This window comes from Variovorax sp. PMC12 (assembly GCF_003019815.1).
Classification (GTDB): domain Bacteria; phylum Pseudomonadota; class Gammaproteobacteria; order Burkholderiales; family Burkholderiaceae_C; genus Variovorax.
In genome coordinates this window covers 1,545,678-1,566,847 of record NZ_CP027773.1, presented here as the reverse complement: position 1 = coordinate 1,566,847, position 21,170 = coordinate 1,545,678, and the positions used below count along the sequence as shown (strand labels likewise).

General features: G+C 61.3%; 19 protein-coding genes. 1 reads left to right on the top strand and 18 read right to left on the bottom strand.

All coding sequences use genetic code 11. The annotated features are described in order from the left end of the window. Positions 1-292: 292 nt before the first annotated feature. The gene (locus tag C4F17_RS07270) at positions 293-919 is read left to right on the top strand and encodes a hypothetical protein (RefSeq protein ID WP_159053613.1); all 627 of its coding nucleotides are present in this window, start codon (positions 293-295) and stop codon (positions 917-919) included. A gap of 365 nt (positions 920-1,284) precedes the next feature. Here the strand turns inward: C4F17_RS07270 and C4F17_RS07265 are convergent, their stop codons facing one another. The 18 genes from C4F17_RS07265 to C4F17_RS07180 all read right to left on the bottom strand — a co-directional run bounded on the left by C4F17_RS07265 (position 1,285) and on the right by C4F17_RS07180 (position 21,165). Beyond that, complete coding sequence (locus C4F17_RS07265) at positions 1,285-1,476, bottom strand: hypothetical protein (RefSeq protein ID WP_106934785.1); 192 nt, start codon at positions 1,474-1,476, stop codon at positions 1,285-1,287. A 32-nt stretch (positions 1,477-1,508) separates the two neighbouring features. Beyond that, positions 1,509-3,266 carry a phage terminase large subunit gene (terL, locus tag C4F17_RS07260; RefSeq protein WP_267898713.1) on the bottom strand — a complete coding sequence of 586 codons (1,758 nt, stop codon included), beginning with the start codon at positions 3,264-3,266 and terminating at the stop codon, positions 1,509-1,511. 87 nt (positions 3,267-3,353) lie between these two features. Beyond that, a complete protein-coding gene (locus C4F17_RS07255; protein WP_106934784.1) occupies positions 3,354-3,605 on the bottom strand; it encodes a hypothetical protein in 252 nt (83 codons plus the stop codon). Then, positions 3,602-3,853, bottom strand: a complete 252-nt coding sequence (locus C4F17_RS07250) for a hypothetical protein (RefSeq protein WP_106934783.1) — start codon at positions 3,851-3,853, stop codon at positions 3,602-3,604. Before C4F17_RS07250 ends, C4F17_RS07255 begins: the two co-directional genes overlap by 4 nt. A 2-nt stretch (positions 3,854-3,855) precedes the next feature. Then, positions 3,856-4,338 carry a hypothetical protein gene (locus C4F17_RS07245; protein WP_106934782.1) on the bottom strand — a complete coding sequence of 161 codons (483 nt, stop codon included), beginning with the start codon at positions 4,336-4,338 and terminating at the stop codon, positions 3,856-3,858. Positions 4,339-4,346: 8 nt separating this feature from the next. Then, positions 4,347-5,033: a tail fiber protein gene (locus C4F17_RS07240; RefSeq protein ID WP_159053612.1), complete on the bottom strand. Its 687-nt coding sequence runs from the start codon at positions 5,031-5,033 to the stop codon at positions 4,347-4,349. Then, positions 5,033-6,070 (bottom strand): phage tail fiber domain-containing protein, encoded by a 1,038-nt coding sequence (locus tag C4F17_RS07235; protein ID WP_106934781.1) that lies wholly within the window; start codon positions 6,068-6,070, stop codon positions 5,033-5,035. Before C4F17_RS07235 ends, C4F17_RS07240 begins: the two co-directional genes overlap by 1 nt. 73 nt (positions 6,071-6,143) lie before the next feature. Continuing rightward, positions 6,144-10,829, bottom strand: a complete 4,686-nt coding sequence (locus C4F17_RS07230) for a transglycosylase SLT domain-containing protein (RefSeq protein ID WP_106934780.1) — start codon at positions 10,827-10,829, stop codon at positions 6,144-6,146. A 44-nt stretch (positions 10,830-10,873) separates the two neighbouring features. Beyond that, positions 10,874-13,201 carry a hypothetical protein gene (locus C4F17_RS07225; protein WP_106934779.1) on the bottom strand — a complete coding sequence of 776 codons (2,328 nt, stop codon included), beginning with the start codon at positions 13,199-13,201 and terminating at the stop codon, positions 10,874-10,876. Then, positions 13,198-13,731: a virion core protein, T7 gp14 family gene (locus C4F17_RS07220; protein WP_106934778.1), complete on the bottom strand. Its 534-nt coding sequence runs from the start codon at positions 13,729-13,731 to the stop codon at positions 13,198-13,200. Before C4F17_RS07220 ends, C4F17_RS07225 begins: the two co-directional genes overlap by 4 nt. Continuing rightward, positions 13,724-14,176, bottom strand: coding sequence for a phage protein Gp13 family protein (locus C4F17_RS07215; RefSeq protein ID WP_106934777.1), 453 nt, complete (start codon positions 14,174-14,176; stop codon positions 13,724-13,726). The genes C4F17_RS07220 and C4F17_RS07215 overlap by 8 nt, the downstream gene beginning before the upstream one ends. Next, entirely contained in the window at positions 14,169-16,526 is a 2,358-nt protein-coding gene (locus tag C4F17_RS07210) for a phage nozzle protein (RefSeq protein WP_106934776.1), read from the bottom strand. Before C4F17_RS07210 ends, C4F17_RS07215 begins: the two co-directional genes overlap by 8 nt. Continuing rightward, positions 16,523-17,113, bottom strand: coding sequence for a phage tail protein (locus tag C4F17_RS07205; protein ID WP_106934775.1), 591 nt, complete (start codon positions 17,111-17,113; stop codon positions 16,523-16,525). The genes C4F17_RS07210 and C4F17_RS07205 overlap by 4 nt, the downstream gene beginning before the upstream one ends. Before the next feature lie 71 nt (positions 17,114-17,184). After that, positions 17,185-18,126 carry a phage capsid protein gene (locus tag C4F17_RS07200; RefSeq protein WP_106934774.1) on the bottom strand — a complete coding sequence of 314 codons (942 nt, stop codon included), beginning with the start codon at positions 18,124-18,126 and terminating at the stop codon, positions 17,185-17,187. A gap of 115 nt (positions 18,127-18,241) precedes the next feature. Continuing rightward, complete coding sequence (locus tag C4F17_RS07195; RefSeq protein ID WP_106934773.1) at positions 18,242-18,667, bottom strand: 3TM-type holin; 426 nt, start codon at positions 18,665-18,667, stop codon at positions 18,242-18,244. Then, positions 18,664-19,419: a capsid assembly protein gene (locus C4F17_RS07190; protein WP_106934772.1), complete on the bottom strand. Its 756-nt coding sequence runs from the start codon at positions 19,417-19,419 to the stop codon at positions 18,664-18,666. The genes C4F17_RS07195 and C4F17_RS07190 overlap by 4 nt, the downstream gene beginning before the upstream one ends. Then, positions 19,419-19,631: a hypothetical protein gene (locus C4F17_RS07185; RefSeq protein ID WP_106934771.1), complete on the bottom strand. Its 213-nt coding sequence runs from the start codon at positions 19,629-19,631 to the stop codon at positions 19,419-19,421. Before C4F17_RS07185 ends, C4F17_RS07190 begins: the two co-directional genes overlap by 1 nt. Then, positions 19,597-21,165, bottom strand: a complete 1,569-nt coding sequence (locus C4F17_RS07180; protein ID WP_106934770.1) for a portal protein — start codon at positions 21,163-21,165, stop codon at positions 19,597-19,599. Before C4F17_RS07180 ends, C4F17_RS07185 begins: the two co-directional genes overlap by 35 nt. Between the last annotated feature and the right edge of the window lie 5 nt (positions 21,166-21,170).

Below are 21,170 nucleotides of genomic sequence, written 5' to 3'. Positions count from 1 at the left end.
ACGTAGAGGACGGAACATCCACAGCGATGCCTATACGAATCAACGACTTAGCGCTGATCGGCCCCGGTTTGTGCCCATCGGGTGACACAGGAGGGTGCCCCTATAGGCGCCCGCGCTGGCGCGTGCGTGGGATCGAGAGGGGGCCACGGGGGGATTCGGCGCCCGGATTTCTTCGAGGGGGCTTTCGGATTTTTGCGGCAAAAGCAAACTGACCACCAAAGGAATGGGCTCTAATCGCAATTTCACTACGGTTGCCTGTATGTCTGGTGCTGTCTTTGAATACATCCTGAAAGTGTTCGCGCTCCTCTCGGCAATATTCGGAGCTTGGTATGCGATCTACAACTTCGATTCGTGGCGTCGCGAGCACCAAGGCAAGCGGCAAGCCGAACTCGCTGAGGAGACGTTAGCGCTGTTCTATGAAGCTTCAGACATTGTGAACATAGTCAGAAGCCCCATGAGTTGGGGTTATGAGACTGACGACCTCAAGAGGCTAGACGACGAAACGGACGAAAAGTATCGAGCCCGCAAGTCGGCCTACGTGGTATTCAAGCGGCTTAGTGACCACCACGTACAACTAAACAAGTTATACGCAATGCGTTACCGCTTTATGGCAGCCTTCGGGGCCGAAAAGGCCAAGCCGTTCACCGACTTCCACGATGTACTAAGCGAGATTCGCAGGGCAGGCCATATGCTGTCTCATCTGTGGGCGAGGAGACCCTACCAGAACGAAGCACAGGCCGAACGTGATGCCGAGTTGGTCAAGACGTATGAAAACGTGTTTTGGGAGATGCTGCCAGAGGATGACAAGATAAAGCCGAAGGTAGCCGCAATCGTGAAAGAGATTGAGACTACATGTCGTGGAGTCATCGAAGCGAGGAGCACGCTGTACGGAGTGATTAACAAGAAGTTCACTCGCTGAAGGCCGCCCCCCCCTCGGGACCTCTTTTCGGAGACCCAAGAGGACACCATCAGGTGATCCAAAAGGAATGGAAAACGATCACCTCATGTCAAGCCTCTAGAGGTTGCCTAAACAACACCTAAAGGATTGACAAAAGGTTCATCTCTGTGAGCTAGACCAAGGGAACATCAAGACTACCCCCCTTACCCCCCAAAGAGGAGAGTAAGGAGGGAGCCCGAGATGTTCCATCGGTCCGGCTCAAGATGAACTTGTTGAGCTTGGACGCAATGGGTTTCTCAGTGACCTGGCCGAAGCCAGCACCCAACCGTGTAGATGAGTGAACCCCAGTAGCGCCTAAGCTCTACCTAATCAGTGGGTAAATTGACTCAGGCGTAGGAGGTGCCCTGTGGGATCACTGCAGGACCGTCCTTGGGCCACCCCATGCTGTAGGCGATCCAGCTGCTAGTGCCGTCCTGCTTTGCCACGGTGTTGAGCAGGACCCAACCCGCCTTTAGAAACTTGTTGACGTTGTCGTCACCATTGATTTCTTTCACTTCCGTGATGTCCTTGTGATCCATGCTAGCTCCTCGGGGTATTGGGGGTGTTCAGTTTACCGGCGCCACGCGCGATTGCCTCCCATGAAATTGCCACCCTTGGGCCTCCATATGGACTTCCCGAGGGCGTGCCTCATGAACTCCTTCAGGCCCTGCTTCAGGAGGTCGTCCTTCTGCGTTTGGATGGCCTTCGTGGCGTCCTTCGCCATCGCCTCTGTCCAGTAACGAACGGCCAGCGCCAGGGCGTCTAGGCGGTCGTCCTTCGCCAGGCTGTTGCGGTCTCGCGTGAGCCGCGTCATCTGGTAGAACAGGCCGTACTTCGGATCGTCTACGGAGGTCCTGTAGTCCTCCTCGATCACCTTGGGGTCAACTACCAGGCGGTGCGAGGCCATCACTGGTTCGAGCGTGTCGATGATCCGCGCCTCCTTCTGTGTCGTGGACCGATCGGTGTCTTCCACAGTGCAGGGGTAGATGCGGCCGAGGACCGGCTTCAACAGTTGGTTGAACATGCCGTCACCGAAGTTCGGCTCAACGAGGATCAGCTTCACGGAGTTGGCCTTAGCGACGTGCGCCAGCTTCTCCAACACCTCCTCGTCGTAGCCACCCTTCAGGCCACCCGCAGCGACCAAGTAGAGGAACCCGTTCAGGTTCTTCACCACTGCGTATGCGGTCTCGTCCTTGCCTCGCCCCGAGGGGTCGATAGCCATGACGCAGCCGTTATACGTACCGACCTCCTCAGACTTCCAGAAGGGTCGGTAGTAGCGGTCCCCGGAGAGGCCGGTGGCGTGGAGGTCGGAGCACACCAGTTCGGGGCTTGTGGCCCATGCGAGCTTCATCGGAGCAAGCTCGGGGCTGCAGGACATCACGATGAGGTCCGACAGCTTCAGCGGGTACTTGTCCGCGTCCGACAGCGACGTGTCGAGCATGAACTGGAGCGCGAAGCCGCCCCTGCCATAGGAGACCCGGCGCTCCATCAGGTCCTCGTCTGAGAACCGCATGGGGTCCGTGGTGCGTCCCTGAAGGTTGGGATTCTTCTCCAGCTTCAGCGTGATGAACGGAGCAAGGCGCCCCTTGTAGGCCGCGATCTGCTCCAACGTGGGGTACAGGGCGGGCCACACACGAACCTCGTAGCCGCGCTCAGGCAGGTCGTTGTAAAGGCTCATCTCGGTCTGCGGGGTGCCCAGGTAGATCACCCGGCCACCTGGCTTCAAGATGGCGTCGAACTCCTTCACGCGCTCGCTTAGGCGGTCTCGCATCATTTGCGTGAGGGCGTTGTTCGGGACCTCAACGTCATCGGCCACGATCACGTTTGCACGCGAGCCCGTGAGCTGCCCGTAGAGTCCCACGGACTTAACCGAGGGAGAGTGGTCTGCGAGCGCCGGTCCCACGTCGAAGGCGAGCATGGAGTCACGCTGATCGCCCGTAGGCTTCAGGTGCATCACGCACGGCATCTCCGCGATGATTCGCTTCACGAAGGTGGAGAACTGGTCGGCCCGGTCCTTCGACGCGGAGACCACGAGGACCTTCTGTTGCGGGTCATTCCAGAGGAGCCACACCACGAGGCCGGCTGTGAGCCATGACTTCCCGACACCGCGGAATGCCTCGATGATGGAACGCCGTGGACCGTGCTGTAGGTACTTGGCGATGTCGTACTGAATCTCCGTTGGATTCGGGAGGTTCAGGTGCTTCCACAGCATGAAGATGAACTTGCGGAAGTCTTTACGAGCCGGGTGGATGGCCTCGGCGATGGGCGTCAGAGGGACGCGGGGGAAGGGGGCTTGAGAGACTTTTGGTTTAGATGGGGGGCTCGTCACGCGGGCCTCGTATGGGCTCTACACGCGCACGAAAAAGCCCGCCGAGGGAAATACCCCAGGGCGGGCCAAGCGCGGCTTGTAGCGCGGTTAGTGGGCGGGAGTCGCCGTGTCCGGCAGCTCGTCGTCGAAGACGGGCAGGCTCGAAAGGTCACCTAGGGGTGAACCCTTCGGGGCCTCTGCTTCGATCTTGTTGTCCTTCAGGAACTGGCGAGCGACGTTGAGAAGTGCCGGGTTAGGCTTACCTTCCTCGTCCTTGAACTCCAATCCTTCTTTCAGCACCTCGGCGAGTTTGGCGTGAAGCTCGGCCAGCGCCTTTTCGGATGCACGTCTGGATGTCATAGGAACACCTTCAGGGCGGCGAACGCTTCCTTCAGGCCGATCACCTGGGAGAGGAACGCGAGGCCGGCGCCGCACGCCACCCACTTGATGGTCTGCAGGTTCTTCTCGATTCCCTGCAGGGACTTGCGGAGAGCGGTGTGCTCTTCCGTGTATTCCTTTCGGAGGGCGTCTTGTGCCTCCTCTTGCTTGTCCGCGCGGTACTCCAAGATGGTGACCCGCGCCTCTACAGTCTGAGCTTCAGTGGGCATGGTCAAAGGCGCGATGCCTTCTCAAATAGGTTGTCGAGGGCAGCGGGCGTGAGGTTTAAGGCAACGCTCAGCAGCGAGACAAGTGGGGATGAGCGATCTACGATGCTTCCGTAGTTCCACTCAATTTGTGCGGCTTCGCGCTGCGGGCTGGGCAGGGCCGCGATTGCCGTATCGACGTTGTTCAGGATACCTTCTCTAAGCAATGCGAGGCGGGCTTGTCGCATCGTGATGCTGCGAATTGGTTCCGGCGCCTCAGGCTCAGGATCAACAGGCAATTCGGGTTCAGGGATGTCTCGGAGGACCCATGACCCGTCCTCGGCGGCCGCGTACTTTCCAGCAGGGATGAAAGGCGGCGCGGTCTCCAGGCAGTTTCCAGGGATGAGCCACACGCCCTCCTCGCGGGGGGATAGGTCGCTTTCGTTGAGTTCCACAGCGCCTTCGAACGCCATGGTCTCCGTGTTGAATGCGTAAACAGTCTTGTTCATGGACTTCTTCAGTATTTGATACAGGGGAGGAAGGTGACGTTTCGCGGACGGGCTTCAGTGCCTCCACTGGAAGAGGTGGTGAGGGTCTGAGAACCAACGCCGACAAGCGGAATGGTTCGGTAGCCGCCCCCGTTCGTGAAGTCGCCATCGGGGGTGTTCTGGAACGTGTGGGTATGGGCTGCGTTCTGCCCGCTTTGCAACACGTACATGGAGCTGCGCCCTGCGGTGTCGATCCCTCGGCCGTCGTCGTAGCCTCGGATGAACTCGGCGCGAACGTCCGGGAGCACCAAGAAGGCGCCAGTAGTGCTCCGATTGGTGGCCGGCGAGGTCGAGGAGGTTGCTCTGTATCCCCACGCGGCCGTGGCGTTGTACGCATCGCCGCAGTAGATTGCAGCTGTGAGTTCGGGGTACGCCGACACGCTTATTGCCGAGCCATTGGCTTTGAGGTATCCGCTAGGGGCTGCAGGGCGAAGGGTCCACGCAAAGGTCCCCGGAGGGAAGGCGGCGGCTACAGCGTTCGTAATTGCTGTTGCCACTTCGGTAGCGGTCATCAGAGGTTTGCCACCCACTGTCGCACCATCGTGAACCACGAGCGTCTTCTTCGTGATGTCCACGGTGACTTCGGCGAGTGCCCCCGTAAAGGTTGCATGTTGCGCGGTCGTGCCGCTGCGGAGTTGGAGAATCGTTGCAGGCATCAGACAATGCTTCCGAGATTGAGGGTTGAGGCCAGCGCAGACACGCCGACGTTTGTTAGGGCAGAGCCGTCGCCCGCGAACTTCGGGGCAGACAGCAGGCCGGTCGAAGGGGTGAATGTGTAGTTCGCTGAGGTCTTGCGCACGACAGCTCCAGTGGCAGTGGCCCCCAGAATCACGTAGTGAACATTCGGGGAGCCGGCAGCATCGACTACAGCAGCAGATGCGCCGAGGGCGATTTCGGCCGACGCAGCGGCAGAGGTGGCCGAGGCTGCAGCAGAGTCCACAGCAGCGATCAGCCCAGGACCGGATAGAAGAACGTCCGGGCGGGCTGCAAGCGTTCTCACCGAGGCGATGTCGTCGGCCACCGTCTTGAGCACGCCTTGTGGCCTATCCTCTGGGACGGTAGCGGCCTCGGAGACGGAACCCAAGTTGGAGCCCATGTAGGCAAACCCGGAAAGGTCTGTGGCCAGCGCTTTGACAGTTGGAGATTGCGCCACAGCATCGGCGGCAGCGGCGCTTCCGCTTGCACTTCCAGCACTGGCAGTCGCTGAAATCGCGGCCGCTTGTGCAGTGTTGACCAATGTAGTGATCGGACCGGACACAGCGGAGGTGAACTGCCGGTAGCTCATTGCATCACCTGGGTTCACGCCGTCCGCGAGATTGCTGAGGCGGCGTGCATCGGCGTTGTACGAACCATCGGGTCCGAGCCGTAGGGCGCCCACAACGTAGTCGCGAGACTCCTCAGCAAGGTATCCGCTGTACTTCGCCAGGAGGTCCAGGTCCACCTCCGTCAAGATGGAGCCGTCCTCGAAGTCTACGGGCGAGGTCCCGGTGGGTGTCTCACGGCGAACGTCCACCAGGCTCCCAGGCGGGGGCGGGTAACTGGTCTCTAGAAGGCCGTCGTTGATCCAGCCGATGCCCTCCTGTTCAGCCGCGTCCACGCGCACCTTGACGTGCTCGCGGGCGAAGTAGGGGAAGGGCACAGCGAATTTGCGCGTGACTCCATCGCCTTGATATTGTGCGTAGGCTGCTGACAAATTAGTCGCTCCTTGAAATGAAAGAAGCCCCCGAGGCGTGAACCTGCGAGGGCCGGAAAGGGACGCTGAAGGGTTACTTCGTGGCGTCTTCGTCTGTGGGGTAGTCGTTTGCCAAAGCGTTGAGGAACGGCGTTACGAGTGCAGTGTTGTTGAGGGGCAGCAAGCGGCCCCACGTCTTGATGTCCCGCTGCGTCGTCTGAAGGTCATCCGAAGCGGCGTTGCGCACGATCTTCCCGAGGGACAACACTCCGTTGATAGCTTGTAGCGTCGGGTTGCTGGCGAAGCTCGTCACGTCTGAGGTGGTCCGAGTGCCTGCGAACATGGCTCCAGTGAAGTTGCCCAGCGTGGTGTCGTAGGCGGTGGGAAGTAACGATGCTTGGCTGATCCGACCAAAGCTGTTCGCCACGATCTGCTTAGTGCTCATGCGTTTGTCGAGGAACTCTTGCTTCTTCGCTTCGTCCATGCCCATCGCGCTCAACTGCGTCCGGCCCATGTAGGCCAGCGATGCGAAGAAACCGCCATGGAGCACCGTCGAGAGCGTTGAGAAGTCCTTGTGGTTCATCGCAAACAACATCGACTTGTTCCAGCCATGAATCGAGAAGTTCATGAACTGGAACACCGTCTTGCCCAGCGTGGTTCCCATGAGGGGCACCATGGAGGCCAAGTCGTTCTCCTGCACCACGCGGCGGGTCTCGCGGTGTAGGGCATTCATCAGCATCGAGTTCATCTCGGGCTCGGCCTTGGCGAACGCCTTGATGTCGAAGCTGTGCTTCGTTCCGTAGTCGCCCTTGCCGGTTCCTTTCGTGTGCGCCGCGATGGCCGTGTTGAGGTTGGCGTAGTCCGCCTCGCTCATGCCCATCCAGGCGAGCCGGTCCTTCGAGAGGAACTTGCTCGGGGGGCCGTTGGCCGCATTCACGAAGTGATTGACCAGCGCGATTGCGTGGATGCGCTTCTGCTGGATCATCGTGCCCGTCATGCCGGTGTAGTCGAGAACCCCCTTCGCGATCTTCTTGGTGCCGCTGTCGAGCGCATCGAGGCGTCGATTCATAGGCGTGTCACCCTTGTAGCGGACCCAATCGTCCTTCGGGCTGAAGTCCAGGCGGGCCACGTACTCCGACCCGACGCCCCCGATGGTGTTCTCAAGGTGGTCTAGGAAGTCGTGTGGGGCCTTGCCGGTGGCGATGTCGCGGCGGATCGCGCGGAGTTCGCTTGCTGCCGCAAGGGTTGCCTTCCAGCCCATCGAGCCAACGATCTGCGAGAGTTCGGAGACCTGATTCCACACGGCGCCTCCCATCAGGCGGATCACGTTGAAGTCGCGCCACTGGCTCATTGCCTTGTTCAGCATCGAGAACTCCTCTTGCGGAATCCCTTGGATGCGATCCACGGCGAACTTCAGGTCCTTTTTGGCCTGCACGGCAGCGGCCTCGCTGAACCCCTCGGCACCGAACGTCTTGGCCGTGGCCTTGTCGATCAGAGAGCCGATGTCGGATTGCTTGTAGATGTCGAGCCGGTCCGCAAGCGCGATGCTCGAAGCAGTGCGCCGGAAGTAGGACTCGGACACGTCGAGGGCGTTGGACTTGATGAAGTCGTTGAGTGTGATTTCCACGTCAGCGTCCTCGCCAGCCTTCCTCCACTTCTCCGTGTGGGTCTCCGCGATGGTGTTCCGATGGCGCAGGCTTGAGGCCGTCCTACCGGCATCCTTAGAGGGGTCCTTGAACATGTCCCGCATGAGCGCCCGAGCATCGCTCTCGGTGAATCCGCCGTTGCGCACGAGGGACTCCAGAAGGGCCTTCTCGTCGTAGCCAGTCATCATCTCTTCGAGGTGGTCTGCGGAGCGATTCATGTGCGCTTCCTCCACCGTCCTGGCGTACCAGCCTGCCCACTTGCGGGCCTGTTCCGGGGTGCGGTCAGGGGACGCCTTCAGGAAGGCATTGGCCCACCACGATTCGACCGCCTCGCGGCCCCAGGTGCGCACCATCTCGTCCCACTTGCGGGCGTCGTGCTTGCGCGGCAGGTAGTTGGCGTTCTTCTCCAGCTTGCCCACCAGCATGGTTTCCCCGGTGATGTCGTCGCGGACCTCGGTTTCCGTTAGGCCCTTCTTGAAGCCACCGGCCCGTAGGGCGGGGTTGTTGATTTCATCCACCACGTTGGCGTAGAGCTTCCGCAGATGCTCACCGGCACGTTTCACCTCGGGATGGAAGTCGCCCTCGAAGCCTCGCACGTAGTTGCCCACCTGTGTTCCGAAGTCCTCGAACGCCTCACCCTTCTCGTGGAACTTCTTGCCGGATTGCTTGAACCAGCTGTCGAAGGCGCCGTAGGCGGTTTTGCGCATGTCCGCCGTCCACCCCTCGGCTCGCATGATGGTGTCGTCCCAGGCGTTCCGTTCCACCACCGCGTGACCCTTGTGCCCGGTCGTTGAACCGAACAGTTTGGACGCGAGCTGGCGGACCGCTGGAGGGAGCTTCTTGTTCATCAGCTTGTGCTCCAGGCCGAGGCCCCAACCGTAGACGGTGGGGATGTCTGCGGCGTCTGCTGCGGCTACGTCCGCCTTGGAGATGTGCTCGCCGGTCGGCTCGAACTGCGAGGTCACTTTGGGTTTCCCCTCAATGCCCGACTTCCTCAAGAGGTGGTCGCTGAGGTCGATCAGCTTGGCATAGGCCGTGCCCTCGGTCGGGGACATCCCCAGCAGCTTACGCAGACCTTCAGTGAACTTCGTCCACAGGGTGGTCTTGGGGCCGTCTACCTGAACCGTCTTGAGCCACTCTTGGAATGGCCGCTGGGTCAACCCGTAGGAGATGAACTCGAAGGAGTCCCCCATCTGGATGTCGAACTGCGGCGGGATGCCCTTTGCAGCCACGTCCTTGTGGAGTTGCTCCAGCTCCTTGATAGCCTGGATCGACTTCGGGTGCATGCCCTGTGTTCGGCCCGACTGCACGCGGAGCATCTTGTAGACGGTCGCGGCATGCAGCAGCTCGTGGACGAAGGTTTCTTCGTTGAGGCCGTGCCCTGCGCTTCCCCAGCCGTAGCCACGGAGGGCCATCTGAATGCCATCCCCTGAGGAGCCGTGGGGGGTGGAAACCAGGCCATACGCTCCATTGAGCTTCTGAGCCAAGCGGGCATCCACGTTGAGCTTCCCAAGGTTCGTCTTCGGGTCCACCACATCGAAGCGGATCTTCCTCAGGTCGATGCCCTTCAGGGCGCGGTCCATAAGGGCCACGATGTCCGAATTCTTGGAGTAGGTCCGAACGTAGTCGGCGAGCTGACTGAGCTTGCGGAGCGGTGGGAGGTCGAGAATGTTCGGCGCACCACGGTTCGTGCGGTACACCGGGGAATCCCACTTCTCGTCCCACGGCTTAGTCCGGCCGGGCTTCAGAGGGGGCTCATCAGGGAGCCGGGCAGGGGCCTTGCCCTCGTCAAGAGGGGGTAGTCGCCCCTCGTCGATGATCGGCCGCTGTGGGCCTCGCTCGGGGCCTTCCCGAATGATTCCCACAGGGGGCGTCTCGGGTGCCTTACCGGGCCGGTTGTTCAGCCAGTCGTCTACGCCCTTGGACCAGCCAGGGGCGATGCCGGTAGCGGGTTTCCCGCCGGCTTCTTCGAGTTCCCCCTTGAGCCCCTTCTTGCCTTCGCTCATGCCCCACTGACGGAGGCGTCCCAGCTCTTCCTCCAACGCCCCTATACGCTTCAGGCTTGCGGCGCCGCCCGAAAGGGCTCCAAGGCCGAAACCGAAGGCCCCAGAGATATAGAGGTCGTCTGCGGTGGCAGTGGGCCGATACTGGTTGGCTACCGCGTCGTAGGCCACGTTTGTGGCGGCTCCCACCAGGCCCATGCGAACGGCATTGGTGAGCCGAGATGCCTTGGTAAGGAGACCTGCGCCTCCTGCGCCTGGGACAAAGGCGAGAAGGGTGGGGAGGTCGACAAGACCACCAGCCACACCGCCAATGATGGCAGGGGCCACCCCGAGATTGCCCAACTCCTGTTCCTTCTGCATCGACTCGCGCAGCCGCACCGCACGCTTGTCGAACCCTTCCCTCGTCGTGCTCTGCATCAGGTAGCCCCAGTAGTTCTGCGGAAACTGCTTGAGGGTGTCCTGAGCCTCCGGGGCGTTGAGGTCAAGGAAGTCCCCGGAGGCAGTGGCTACGCCTTGGTCCTTCCAGAAGTTGTAAACCGTGTTCTGCGTCTGAAAGCCCAGGCTAACGGCATCAGGCAAATGACGCACGCCATTGATGACCCCACCGAACTCGTTGTCATGCTGACGCTGTGCATATCCGAGTGCTGTGGCGGCGGGGCCATCCGTAGGAGAGACGGTGGTTGCCGTCGTGAACTGCTCGCCCATGGCAGGAGGAGGGGCGGTTCGCTTCGCAATCTCATCTGCCGTCATCCCGTGGAACTTCGCCAGGTAGCCAGCGGATTCCTTCCAGGGCTTTCCGCCCTGCAGCGCGGCGACTGCCTTCCAACCCCCGTTGTAGTCCACGAGGGCATAGTCCATGTTGCCGTCATGCTTCTTCAGGAGGTCCCGCATCTTCCGTCCTGCGGCATCTGCTGACTGGCGAAAGTCGTTGGGATCGGACAGCCCGTACTCCTTCGCCGTCGCGGGCATGAACCCAAACCACCCCTGTGCGCCCTTGGGGCTCAGCATGGCTTTGCCGAAGTTGGACTCGATACCGGCTTGTTTGAACAACGTGCCATCAGGCAGGCCGTACTTCCTCTCGGTTTCGAGAGTGAACTGGCGGACTTCCCCCGCCGAGGTCGGTTGACCCATTTGTGTTCCTGTGTGAGAACCGAGGGGAGCCCCTCGGGTGTTGATTACTTGCGCGACTTTCGGGCCGCGACTGCGGCTTGACCTTCAGGAGTCATCCAGAAGTCCGGGATGTTGCGCATTGGCGCCTCCGGCTCGGAGGTTCGTGCTGCCTTTTTGGGCAGCGTTCCGGCCTCCACTTGCTTGGCCCAATCAGAGACACGCTCGGCGGTCGCGCGGGTGTCCTTGATGTCTTGCACCTTGCCGGTCATCTTGGCGGCGGCTTGCGCTACATCGCCCTCTTCCTTGGCGGCGTACCACTTCGCGATGTCGTCCTTGGTGACCACGAACAGGGAGTGGTCTGCGTTTTCCATTGGGAGTCCACCCACGTATCCGCGATAGGCCCTCGTGGTGGGATCAAATTCCAGGCGAACCTCGGAGGACTTGAAGCCGAGTTCCTTGGCGCGAGCCTTGGGAACCTCCTCGATATACCGCTCGAACCACTCGTCCTGTGTGCGGGACTTCGGGCCGGTCGGCATCTCGCTCCGGAGGTACACCGTGCCGTTGACCTTGGCGGAGACGGCGGGGTCGGAGAGGTACTTTGCGGAGGCCGCGAGGGCGTCTTCAGCGCTTCCATACTGGCCGCTGTGGGCGAGCAGGGTGGCGTACCGGCGCAACGTGCTTGTCATCTGCACCGTGTTCACCGAAACGTTGTCCCCGAACGCCTTCTGAACCCAGTCCCATTTGTAGAACGGGTCGGCCTGAATCTTGCCGACTTCCGCATGGACCTTCTTCACGAGCTTCTCGGTGTCGCTTCCGATCACCGCACCGGCATCTGCAGCAGTGGACAGCCCTGCGGCGTCGTCGATGCTGCGGCCCATCTTCTTGAGAAAGGCGATGTCACTGAAGCGTGCATACTGCTTCTCGCTCATGAGGCTTCGTGCGTAGTCGCCGTAGGTGTCCAGCTTCTGGAAAAGCTCCACGGCCTGCTTGCCGGTTTCGTTCAGGGTCCCTGTGGGTTTCCCCTTGGAGTCCACCCCGATGGTGTTCAGGTTGTAGAACCCTTGGTCCATCAGGTTGGACCAGTCGGGATGCTTGAGCCCGTTCTGTGCGAAGAAGCCCACCTGTTGCTCGAACGGGAGGTCCTTGGTGCGAGCCACGGCGATGCGCTCGGCACGTTCCTTTACCTCCTTGTCGCTGAGTTCCTCGGAATCGCCTGTCTTCCGGAGCACGAGCGGTTTCATGGTGCCCATCACGCTGGGGAGGTTGCCGGTGACCAAAGCGGCTTCGATCTGCCGCGAGGCTGCGGCATCCGATGCTGCGATGGCGCTCGCAATCTGCGACTTCTGGAGTTCGGCCTGTTGGTGGGCGATGGCCGAGAGGTTGGTCCGCTCAATCGAGTGAATCTGCGCAGAGGAGATGAAGTCCTTGTTCTGCGGGGATAGCGCCCATTCGCGAAACTTCGGCGTCAGCTCGCCCTTGCTAGCCTGATCCATCCACGGCAGCAGCTCGTCGTCTACGCGCTTGCGCTGCTGGCCCTCGAAGGAAGTGCGGGCGTGGTTCTCGTAGGTGGCACTCTTGGTCGCCCCGATGAATCCCCGCAGTGAGCCTATGCCATCCATCTCGGTGTCGAGGAAGGCCGTGAGGATGTCCTTCCGACCCGACATGGCGATCCGCGTAGCCAGGTCACCCATCACCTGTTTGCCCACGGCATCCGGAAGGGTCTTCGTGTGGCGCAGGAGCTGGTAGTCCTTCATGAGCGCCGAGGCGGCTTCCTCGGGTGTCCCCTTGAAGTCGCTTCCGGCAACCCGGTTGAAGCTGTTCGCAAGATAATCCGTGGCCTGCACCGTGGCGTTGTCCACCCACACCTTGTCATTGAGCTTCGCCACATGGTCCATCACCTTGTCGCGGGTCTGAGCGTAGGCCTTATCGAAGCCCGCAACGGCGAACTTGGATTGGCCCGCTAGGGCCGTGTTGCGCCACTCCGTGAGGTAGGTGTCGGCTTCCTCGGGGGAGTTGAACTTCAGCTCGCCGGTCGTGAGCTTGGTGGTCATGTCGCGCATGCCCGCCTCGTGGGTGTTGACCCCCCAGATATGCTGCGCAGTGCCGACGAACACGGGCGACTGAGAGGGCATCATCTTGCCCTCTTTGATGGCCTTGCCGAGTTCCCCCACGGTCATCGATTGCGCCCACCGCTTGGCGGCTGCTGCGTCTTCGTCTTCCTTCTGCTTGGCGAGAGTCTCGGCCAGCCCCGCGCCGTCCGCAAAGGCATTCGCCAGGGCCTTCCACCGGGTGTCCTCTACGGGCCTGCCGGCTTGCTCGGTGAGCGCCACGGGAGATGCCTGCGTCCGTAGCTGCTGGCCTCCGAAGTTGTCATTGATCTGCAGTCGGCTCATGCTCCTGCCTTCGTTTGCGTCCGCTGCTGATTAGCTGCGTAGGCGTTCGAGACCCGCAGCCCAGCGCCGAGATAGTCGAGAACGCCCGGCCCGGATTGATCGCGGATGCCCGCGAGTTGGCTGCGTTGATTGACCCCGATGTTTGCAGCCCGGTCATCGCGGGCGTCCACGAGGCGGGCGTAGTTGGTCGCGCTCGTGGTCCCGGCTTCCAGGCCCTTGCCCGCGAGGTCGAGGAGGAGGGCGTCCACGGATGCCCCACTGACCCCTGCGGCTCCCGCCGAGACCCGCGCAGATGCCAGGCGGGATGCCTTTTCGCGCTCGATCTGGTTCATCTCTACGGTAGCGTTCTCGCGGTCCTCGATGCCTTGCCGATTCGCCTGCGCGTAGTTCTCGATTGCTGCAGCGTTGACGTTCACCCGCTGCTGTGCGTTTGCGGCGTTCACGTTCTTCGCTGTCTGCTGTTGGCTGACCAGGCCGATGCCCGCCGAGAGGGCGGTGCCCACCAGCAGGATGGTCGTAGGTTCACACATTGGTTCTCCAGAAAGGGAGGAAGTGGGGGCGCGTGCCGTAGGTCTCGGCCACCGTGAACCCGAGCCATTTCAGCCAACGGATGTGAACGGTGTTGCCCTCCCACACTTCGTTGTAGAGGGTTGGGAAGTTGTCATGGAGCCGCATGAGTTGTGGTCGGCAGTCCTTCAGGAAGCTCCGCTTGATGTCCAAAAGGCCATCGCTCGCAAGGAGCCAGGGACTACCAAGACGTGGCGCCAGCGCCACGCACCCCCCGATGGCCACTACGTCCCCATGGGGGCCGACAACCGCTGTCGGGTGCTCACTCCTCACGATGCCCCGCATGAGGCTGTCGTAGGGGCTGGGAGAGCCCGCCAAGGCGATTTCGGTGCGGTCGGCTTCACGCAGGGTCAGGGCCAGCTCGGCAGCATCCTCGGGGGTTGCCGGACGGAGGGTCAGGTTAGACATGTTGCCCCCGCGCTACGTGATAGCCCTCCCAATCGATGCTGATGAAGGCTGATGGGTTGGGTGTGTCGTTTATCAGCGTGACCTCGGAGGCGGTGTTTCGCGACATCACCGGGACAGCGAACCTGCCCGAATTTCCGTTGGCCGCTCCGATGGTGGCGGAGAGGGTCCCCAGGTTCTTCGTGGTGCATCGGTAGTCCACCGTGGGGTAGCCCAGGCGGGACACCCTCACGTCGAACGCCCCGGCCTCGGCGTAGTTGATCCATGCGCGGGTGACTTGAGTTCGCCCGCGAGTAACTCCAGCTTGGCCGCTGCCTGCAGCCTCGCGCACAAAGAAGCATCCCAGCGTTCCTGCGAAGGTGAACTGCCTGCCCACCTCCACGGTGCACCCCGTTAGGTCGCCAGCCACGGTGAACGTCTGCGAGCCCACGTTTACACTGACATCCCGGATGACACCAGCTTTGAGCTTTGCATTTCCCTTCACGATGATCGCGAAGTAGTGCGCGAAGTCTGGCTGGAAGGGGACCTGAAAGGTGCTTACGGGAGGGTAGACCCCCGGCCCTGTAGCAGAGATCGCGGAGGGTTGAATCGTGACTCGGCGGTCCACCCGGTAAGCCCGCGCGGCCGTCATGTCTAAGCGCTCAACGTTGACCGAAGTTCCTCCACTGGAGGTGCGCCGTTCGATGAGCATGTGGAGCGTTGTTCCTTGCACTCCGATTGCACGGATGTTGCTGGCCTCTCCGAACTCCCATTTGTGCCAGGCGCTCTGAAGGCGCTCGGCCCCGTTGGTGTAGAACTGGTAGACGTAGAGGGCGTTCGGCTCGCCACGGCTGAGTGCCACGAGCAGGCTGTTCACCGGACTGATCGCGATCTTGTGGACACCCTTCGGGATGTATTCCGGCGCATGGCCGCTCACGTCCCCCGCCTGTGCCTTGCTGTCGATACCGTCTAGGTAGAAGTTGTAGAACGAGGTCCATTCACCACGGTCCACCGGAAAGTAGAGCGCGGAGCCCAGGCCGGCAGGTCTCACGGTTGAAGAGCACTCGAAGTCGGTGACCCGTTGGGTGCTTGCGTTCTTCGGGGTTAGGGCCGAATCGCTCTGAAGCTCGAACTGTGCGGTGTCCGAGAACATGAAAAGGCGCTGCCCGAATGCCACGGCATGACGCAGGATCGATAGCTTGGAGGTGCTTGTGACTGTGCCGGATACAGGGTCTGAATCCAGTAGGTTGGTGACCGTCGTGCGGTAGAAGTTGAAGTATTCCCCCGTCTCCGAGAAGTCGAACGACTCGCCCGACAAGATTCCCATGCGGTCCTGATAGAAGAACAAATCATTGATCTGCCTTCCAACGAAGTCGGGTCCAGGATTCGTCTCGGGATCGCCCACCATCTGCGCCCGCCAAGGCAAGGTGCGAATCATGAAGCCGGATGCGTACGGCGTGAGCCGAAGCGGCATCGTGTTGGTGTCGAGCGTGTATGACGCTTGCGTCGGATCGGGTACTTCTCGCCACACGTTCTCAGAGCTGTCGAACCGCAGGTAGTAATCGCCTGCGGCGGTTGCGTCACCACCTTCGAGCTTCACATGGAATCCGTTGGGCACCTTGCTTGATGGCAGTTCAGCCACACTGCGGACGGACCGGTAGATGACTGCACTTGCCGAACCACCCTGGCCGTCCTCCACGGTGATCCCTGAGGGAGCGTTCGGGATGTGCATCACGGAGCCGTTGAGGTTCACCGTGACACCTTTTTCGCGCAACTGCGTGGCTAGGATGTTGGCAATAAGGGAGGTGTCCGCCAGTGGGGACATCCATGCGGCTTGACCGTCTGCGGTGGTCCAGGCGGCTTCGCCGTAGCCCGGCACGTTCACCCTGTAGGTGCGCCCATAGTTGCCCGCCTTGATCCACACGAGGGCCGGCCGACTGGTATCCACGGGGGCGATAACCGTCTTCTGTACGGTCACTGAGGTGTTGATGAGAAAGGTCGTATCGCCTTCCTTCACGGCCCGGAGTGTGTTTGGTCCCGAGGTCAGATACGGAAACCACATCTCGTTGAAAGCCGAGCCGTTCACGTCATAGAGGGTGACCCGTGCACCGTTGGCGTCTAGGAGCCTTACGGTGCCTCCAGCAGCATGCAGCCAGAAGAGCCCGCGAGACCCGTAGTCGAGAATCTCGTAGAACCCATCGCCAAAGACCTGTGCGGTTCCCACATGGACTGTCCCCGCCCTCTTGGCAAGTCCGCTTGCCGGCGAGGAGTAGCCGTTGATCTGTGCCCGCATGTGAGAGGGGAGGCGCAATAGCTCAGGCTGCTGCGACACACCTCCGATCAGATTGGGGATGCTTGCGTTGATCTGCGTCATTTCGAGCGGCGCAGCATCCGGCGCATGTCAGGGGAGTTGAAGATGTTGTGGTCAGCGTTGCGTCCGAGGGATCGACGGAAGGACATCAGTGCTTCGCGCTCGTCCTCGGCTGTGAAGGTCGCCAGCGTGGTGGAGCCGACTTGGCGTTTCTGAAACACGCGACATGCGCGGACAGCGATGTAGCGGCGGGCCGATTCGGGGAGGTCGCCGAACGGGAGTAGGACCACCATGTCCACGGTCAGCGGTGCCGTGAACTTGTACGTATGGTTCACTCGGTCATAGAGGCGTCGGCCCCTCAGGACCACATCGACGGACCCGTCAGGGTCTACCGTGTCGATATCTACGCAGTTGATCGGGACTTCAATTTCGCCTGTGAAAGCGCCCGGTTGCAGCTTCAGCCCTTTGTCGGTGTTGAAGTGATGGCCCTTCGATTGAATGTCGCGAGAGATTTCCGCCAGTGTGTTGATGGCGATGGCCGTGTCCAGCGAGGTGACACCAATGAGGGTATTGACGGGTGCCTCGCCGATGGTGCCCAGCATCTGATTCACCGCGTCGAGTTCGGTGGTTGGAGTGAGGGTGGATGCCATAAGGCGCTTTCAAAGAAAAAAAAGGAGGCCCCCTTTCGGAGGCCCCCTTAGGAGTCGTGAGTGCGGGCCGCTTAGACCTTCGCCAGTTCCACAGCCGTAGCCGGGTTCAGGATGCCGTGACCCATGGCGTACTTGGCAACCATCAGGGTGCCTTGCCAGCGGACGCTGTATTCGGCTTCCATGGTGATGTCCATGAGCTTCAGGGCACCCACGGTGTCCTGCGTGAAGACGATGCCCACGGTCTTCGAGAAGTCGCCCATGTACTTGTCGGTGAAGCCAGCGGCCACCGTGCCGGTCGTGATGGCGGTATTCGGAACGTGGGTGCTCTTGTAGATTTCGATGCCGGCGACACGGAGGACCTTGCCGTCCGCGAACACGCCAGCACCGCCCCAGTCCTTGTTCAGGACCTTGGTGTTCTGTGCGAGCTTGTTGTAGACGGCCGGGCGCAGGTAGACAAATCGACCGTCTTCCGGCACGTTCTTGTTGTCCAGCAGCGTTGCAGCGTCGAACAGGGAGGCGACCAGGGCGTCCATGTCGGTGTCGAGGTTGGCAACCGTGATGACCGAGCCGCCTTGGTCCGTCGAGATGCGAGCCGCCGAGCGAGCTGCCTTGACAGCCGTTTGCAGAAGGTGGCGATCCAGTTGGTTCGCCAGAGCGTTGCCCAGCTTCTTGCCATAGGGGGCACGCACGTCGTAGTGGTTCATGGCTTCATCGATGTTGGCGATGAAGGTGTCCGCGATGAGCGGCATGTCCACGGTCAGCGTGACCTCGTTGTGGACGATGGCGGTGCCCACGATTTCCGTACCCGGCGAGTGGTACTTGGCCGTGGTGTTGCCGATCACCGGGAATTGAGCCGAGCGGCCGTTCGAGATGGTGCGTTGCGTCACCATCGGCAGGACCTTGTTCACCTCGTCGAACTGCGTCAGGACTTCGCCCGAGAACTGCTTGAGGAATAGGGCGAACTGATCGCCCGTAGCTTCGACTTGGCCGAGACGCGAGGGGGTGGTTGGCATGTGTGTATGCGCTTTCTGAGACTGTCTCGAATGCGAGACGAGAGAGACATGCGGAAGCGCCCCACGCCGTTAAGCGCGAGGGTTCCGAAGATGGGGATGGGAGGACGCTAGGCCGTTAGGGCTTTGCGTTTTTCTTGTCGAGGGTTCGGAAGTAGCCGAGACCGAGGAGACCGAACAAGAGGGTCAGGAGTTCGCTGAAGTCCATTCGCGGGGGAATGGTCCAGCCAAAGGCGTTCGCGCCGATGTAGGTGACGAGAGGGGCGCCGATGTATTGAGCGAACAGCGCAGCCGCGCATATCCAGCCCACGGCAGGGCGCCAGCCGGAGACGAACAGGGACTCGCTAGCGGCCTCTACCTTGTTGACTTCAGCTTGCGCCTTGTCGCCCTCGGTGATTGCTGCGAGTTCCGCCAGTTCGCCCCGCTGCTGCATGGCGAGGAGTTCAAGCTGAGCCTTCGCCTTGTCCTCGGGGTTCGGGAACACCCGGTCAAACACCTTCTCCAAGAGGCCCCCGAGGGGAACCAGTTCGGAAAAGATGCTCATCGCCGTTGGAGGTCGTCCGGCGAAGCTGCCAGGCGTTGCCGCACCTGTTCACGGAACGCGGGGTCCTTGGCGTACAGCGGGTTCTTCATGTCGGCCGTGACTTGTGCCCAGGAGGCGTAAGCGGCGGTCGCGCCGGAAGTAACGTTGTCCTTTTGGAGCAATGCGGGCTCGGCCGGGTTTGCCACTGTGTGCCGTGCTTGGAGCCCGGCCACAGCCAGTTGAGCACGGGCAGGGTCACCAGAGGAAACCTCAGCGTTGAACGCGGCCTTTTCGGCAGGGCTCAGCGCTTCCGCTGCCCATGCGATGACCTCCGCGTATTTCTCCGGGGTGCCCACCGTGGCGGTGATGACAGCCGAGTCGTAGGCGGTTGCCTGCGCTTGGCGACCTGCCATGTACTGCTCGAAGTCGGCCTTCGAGATGCCCTGCGTGGCGAGCTTGGCGAAGGATTCTTCGGAGATGCCACCAGCCTCGTATTCGGCGGCGAGACCTTCGCGGGTCAGGCCAGCCTTCGTGAGGATGTCGTTGACGGCACCCTCCGGGGCAGCGGCAGGGGCGGCTGCAGGGGCAGCAGCGGGAGCGGGCGAGGGGGCCGAGGCGGGAGCTGCAGCAGGGGCCGAGGCAGGGGCCGGAGGCGTCGAGAGGCCAGCAGCCGCAGCCGCTTGCCCTTCCTCGTACCGTGCGACCATTGCCGCGTCGTGCCCTTCCGGGGCAGCGCTGCCGCTGGCTGCGGGGATCGTGACGGAGCCTTGCATCAGAAGTGCAGCGCCACCGAGGAGCCTTCGAGCGTGAAGCCCTTGGCATTGGGATGACGGGTCTTCAGGACTTCGTAGCCCTTGGGCAGCTCCGACATCGGGAGGATCACGCCGACCGCCGATTCCGGGGGCAGCGGGGTACGCTCGGTCACATCACCGAGGTTGTTCACCACGGTTTCATTCTGCGCCGATTGCGCCTTGCTGGTTGCCATTCTGCATTCCTTGTTTCAGTAGTTGTCCGCCTTGGGTGATGGCGGGGTTGAGCCCTTGTTGCATCATTTGCTGCATGAGGGCTTGTTGCTGGCGTTGAGCTACTTCCTCCTCCGAGGGGATCAGACCCTGGGTATCCACCCCGCAGGATGTGAACACACGGTCGATATAGTCGGAGACGTTGACTCGCTCTTTGATGACCTCGGGGCCGAGAACCGCAATCTTGGACATTGCCAGTTCGAGCTTCGCCAGGTCGTTGCCTCTCCCGAGGGCTTCCATGCCAGTGATGATGACCGGCGAGACGGCCTCCTTAGGGAACGCTGGGAGCTTCTTCTGGCGCTGGAGCACGTACATCACACGGCTCACAAGCGGCATCTGAAACTCTTGCGATAGGAGGCTGTAAATCCCGCCGAGGGAGTCTTCCAGCTCGCGGGCCACGTACCGAATTTCTTCAGCAGTGACTCGCTCTCCGCCGCGTTGAACGGCAGAGTTCATCAGGAAGGCGAAGCTCAGACGTTCCGTGATCGTGTTCGCTTGTTCGAGCGCCACGCGAAAGTCGTTGTACTTCTGAAGTTGCAGGGTGGTCACGTCATTTGCCGTGCCGTCCCGGAAGGCGCCGTTCGGGGCATCCTCAAGGTCTTGCTTCTCGGTCGTACCGTTCGGGTTCACCAGAAACAGCACCTTGGCTGCAGCGATGGCACCTTCGAGGATTGCCTGAGAGAGACCTTCGAGGGACAGGAGGTCGCCGATGTACTCGTGGACATAGCCACGGCCATAGTGCTTACCGTCCTGCTTGATGAGGCGCAGCGGGACCCAGGGACACTTACCCAGCGGGTAGGTGCCGTAGGTGCCCGGTACGCGCTCCCCTGCGACTTCCTGATACGCTTCCCACCGGTCTTTCAAGCGGCGGACGTGCGTGTAGATCGTGACTTCTTCCTGCGACTTTTGGCCCTTGTTCTCGCCCTTAGAGATGGCCTCTTGGACGGAAATGGGCAGCGCGACTTTGGCGACCTTTTCTTGCAACACAATTTCCAACGGGTTGCCGGTGTAGTCCCGGCGACACACGTAGGAATGCAGTGAATACATCTTGATCGGCCCATTGTCGGGCACGTACATCAAGGCGTTGCCGACCACCACGAGGTGTTTGCAAATCTCGAAGGCGGTGGTGTGGATTGCCTTGGTGCTCAGCTCCGAGGTGACCCGGCGCTCCACACCGGCCAGGCCGGACTCCACTTTCGTCTTGATGTTGGGACGCTGGCCCAGCTCAGCCAACACTTCATCTTCGATCTTGAGACGGAAGATGCTCGTGTTGGCGGGAAACAGGGCCAGCATCATTTTTGCCGCGATGTTGTTCACACCGCGAGCGCCCACACTTTGGTACGGGGTAGGCAGTTTGGCGTTCCCGTCGATGACCTTCGGGAACAGGGAGGGGATCGTCAGCTCTGCACAGGCGATTCCATCTTGGATGTAAGGGGAGCGGTCCGACTCGAGTTTCGAGTAGACGCCTGCCGCTACACCCTGCTTGGGTGCAGTCATCGGCA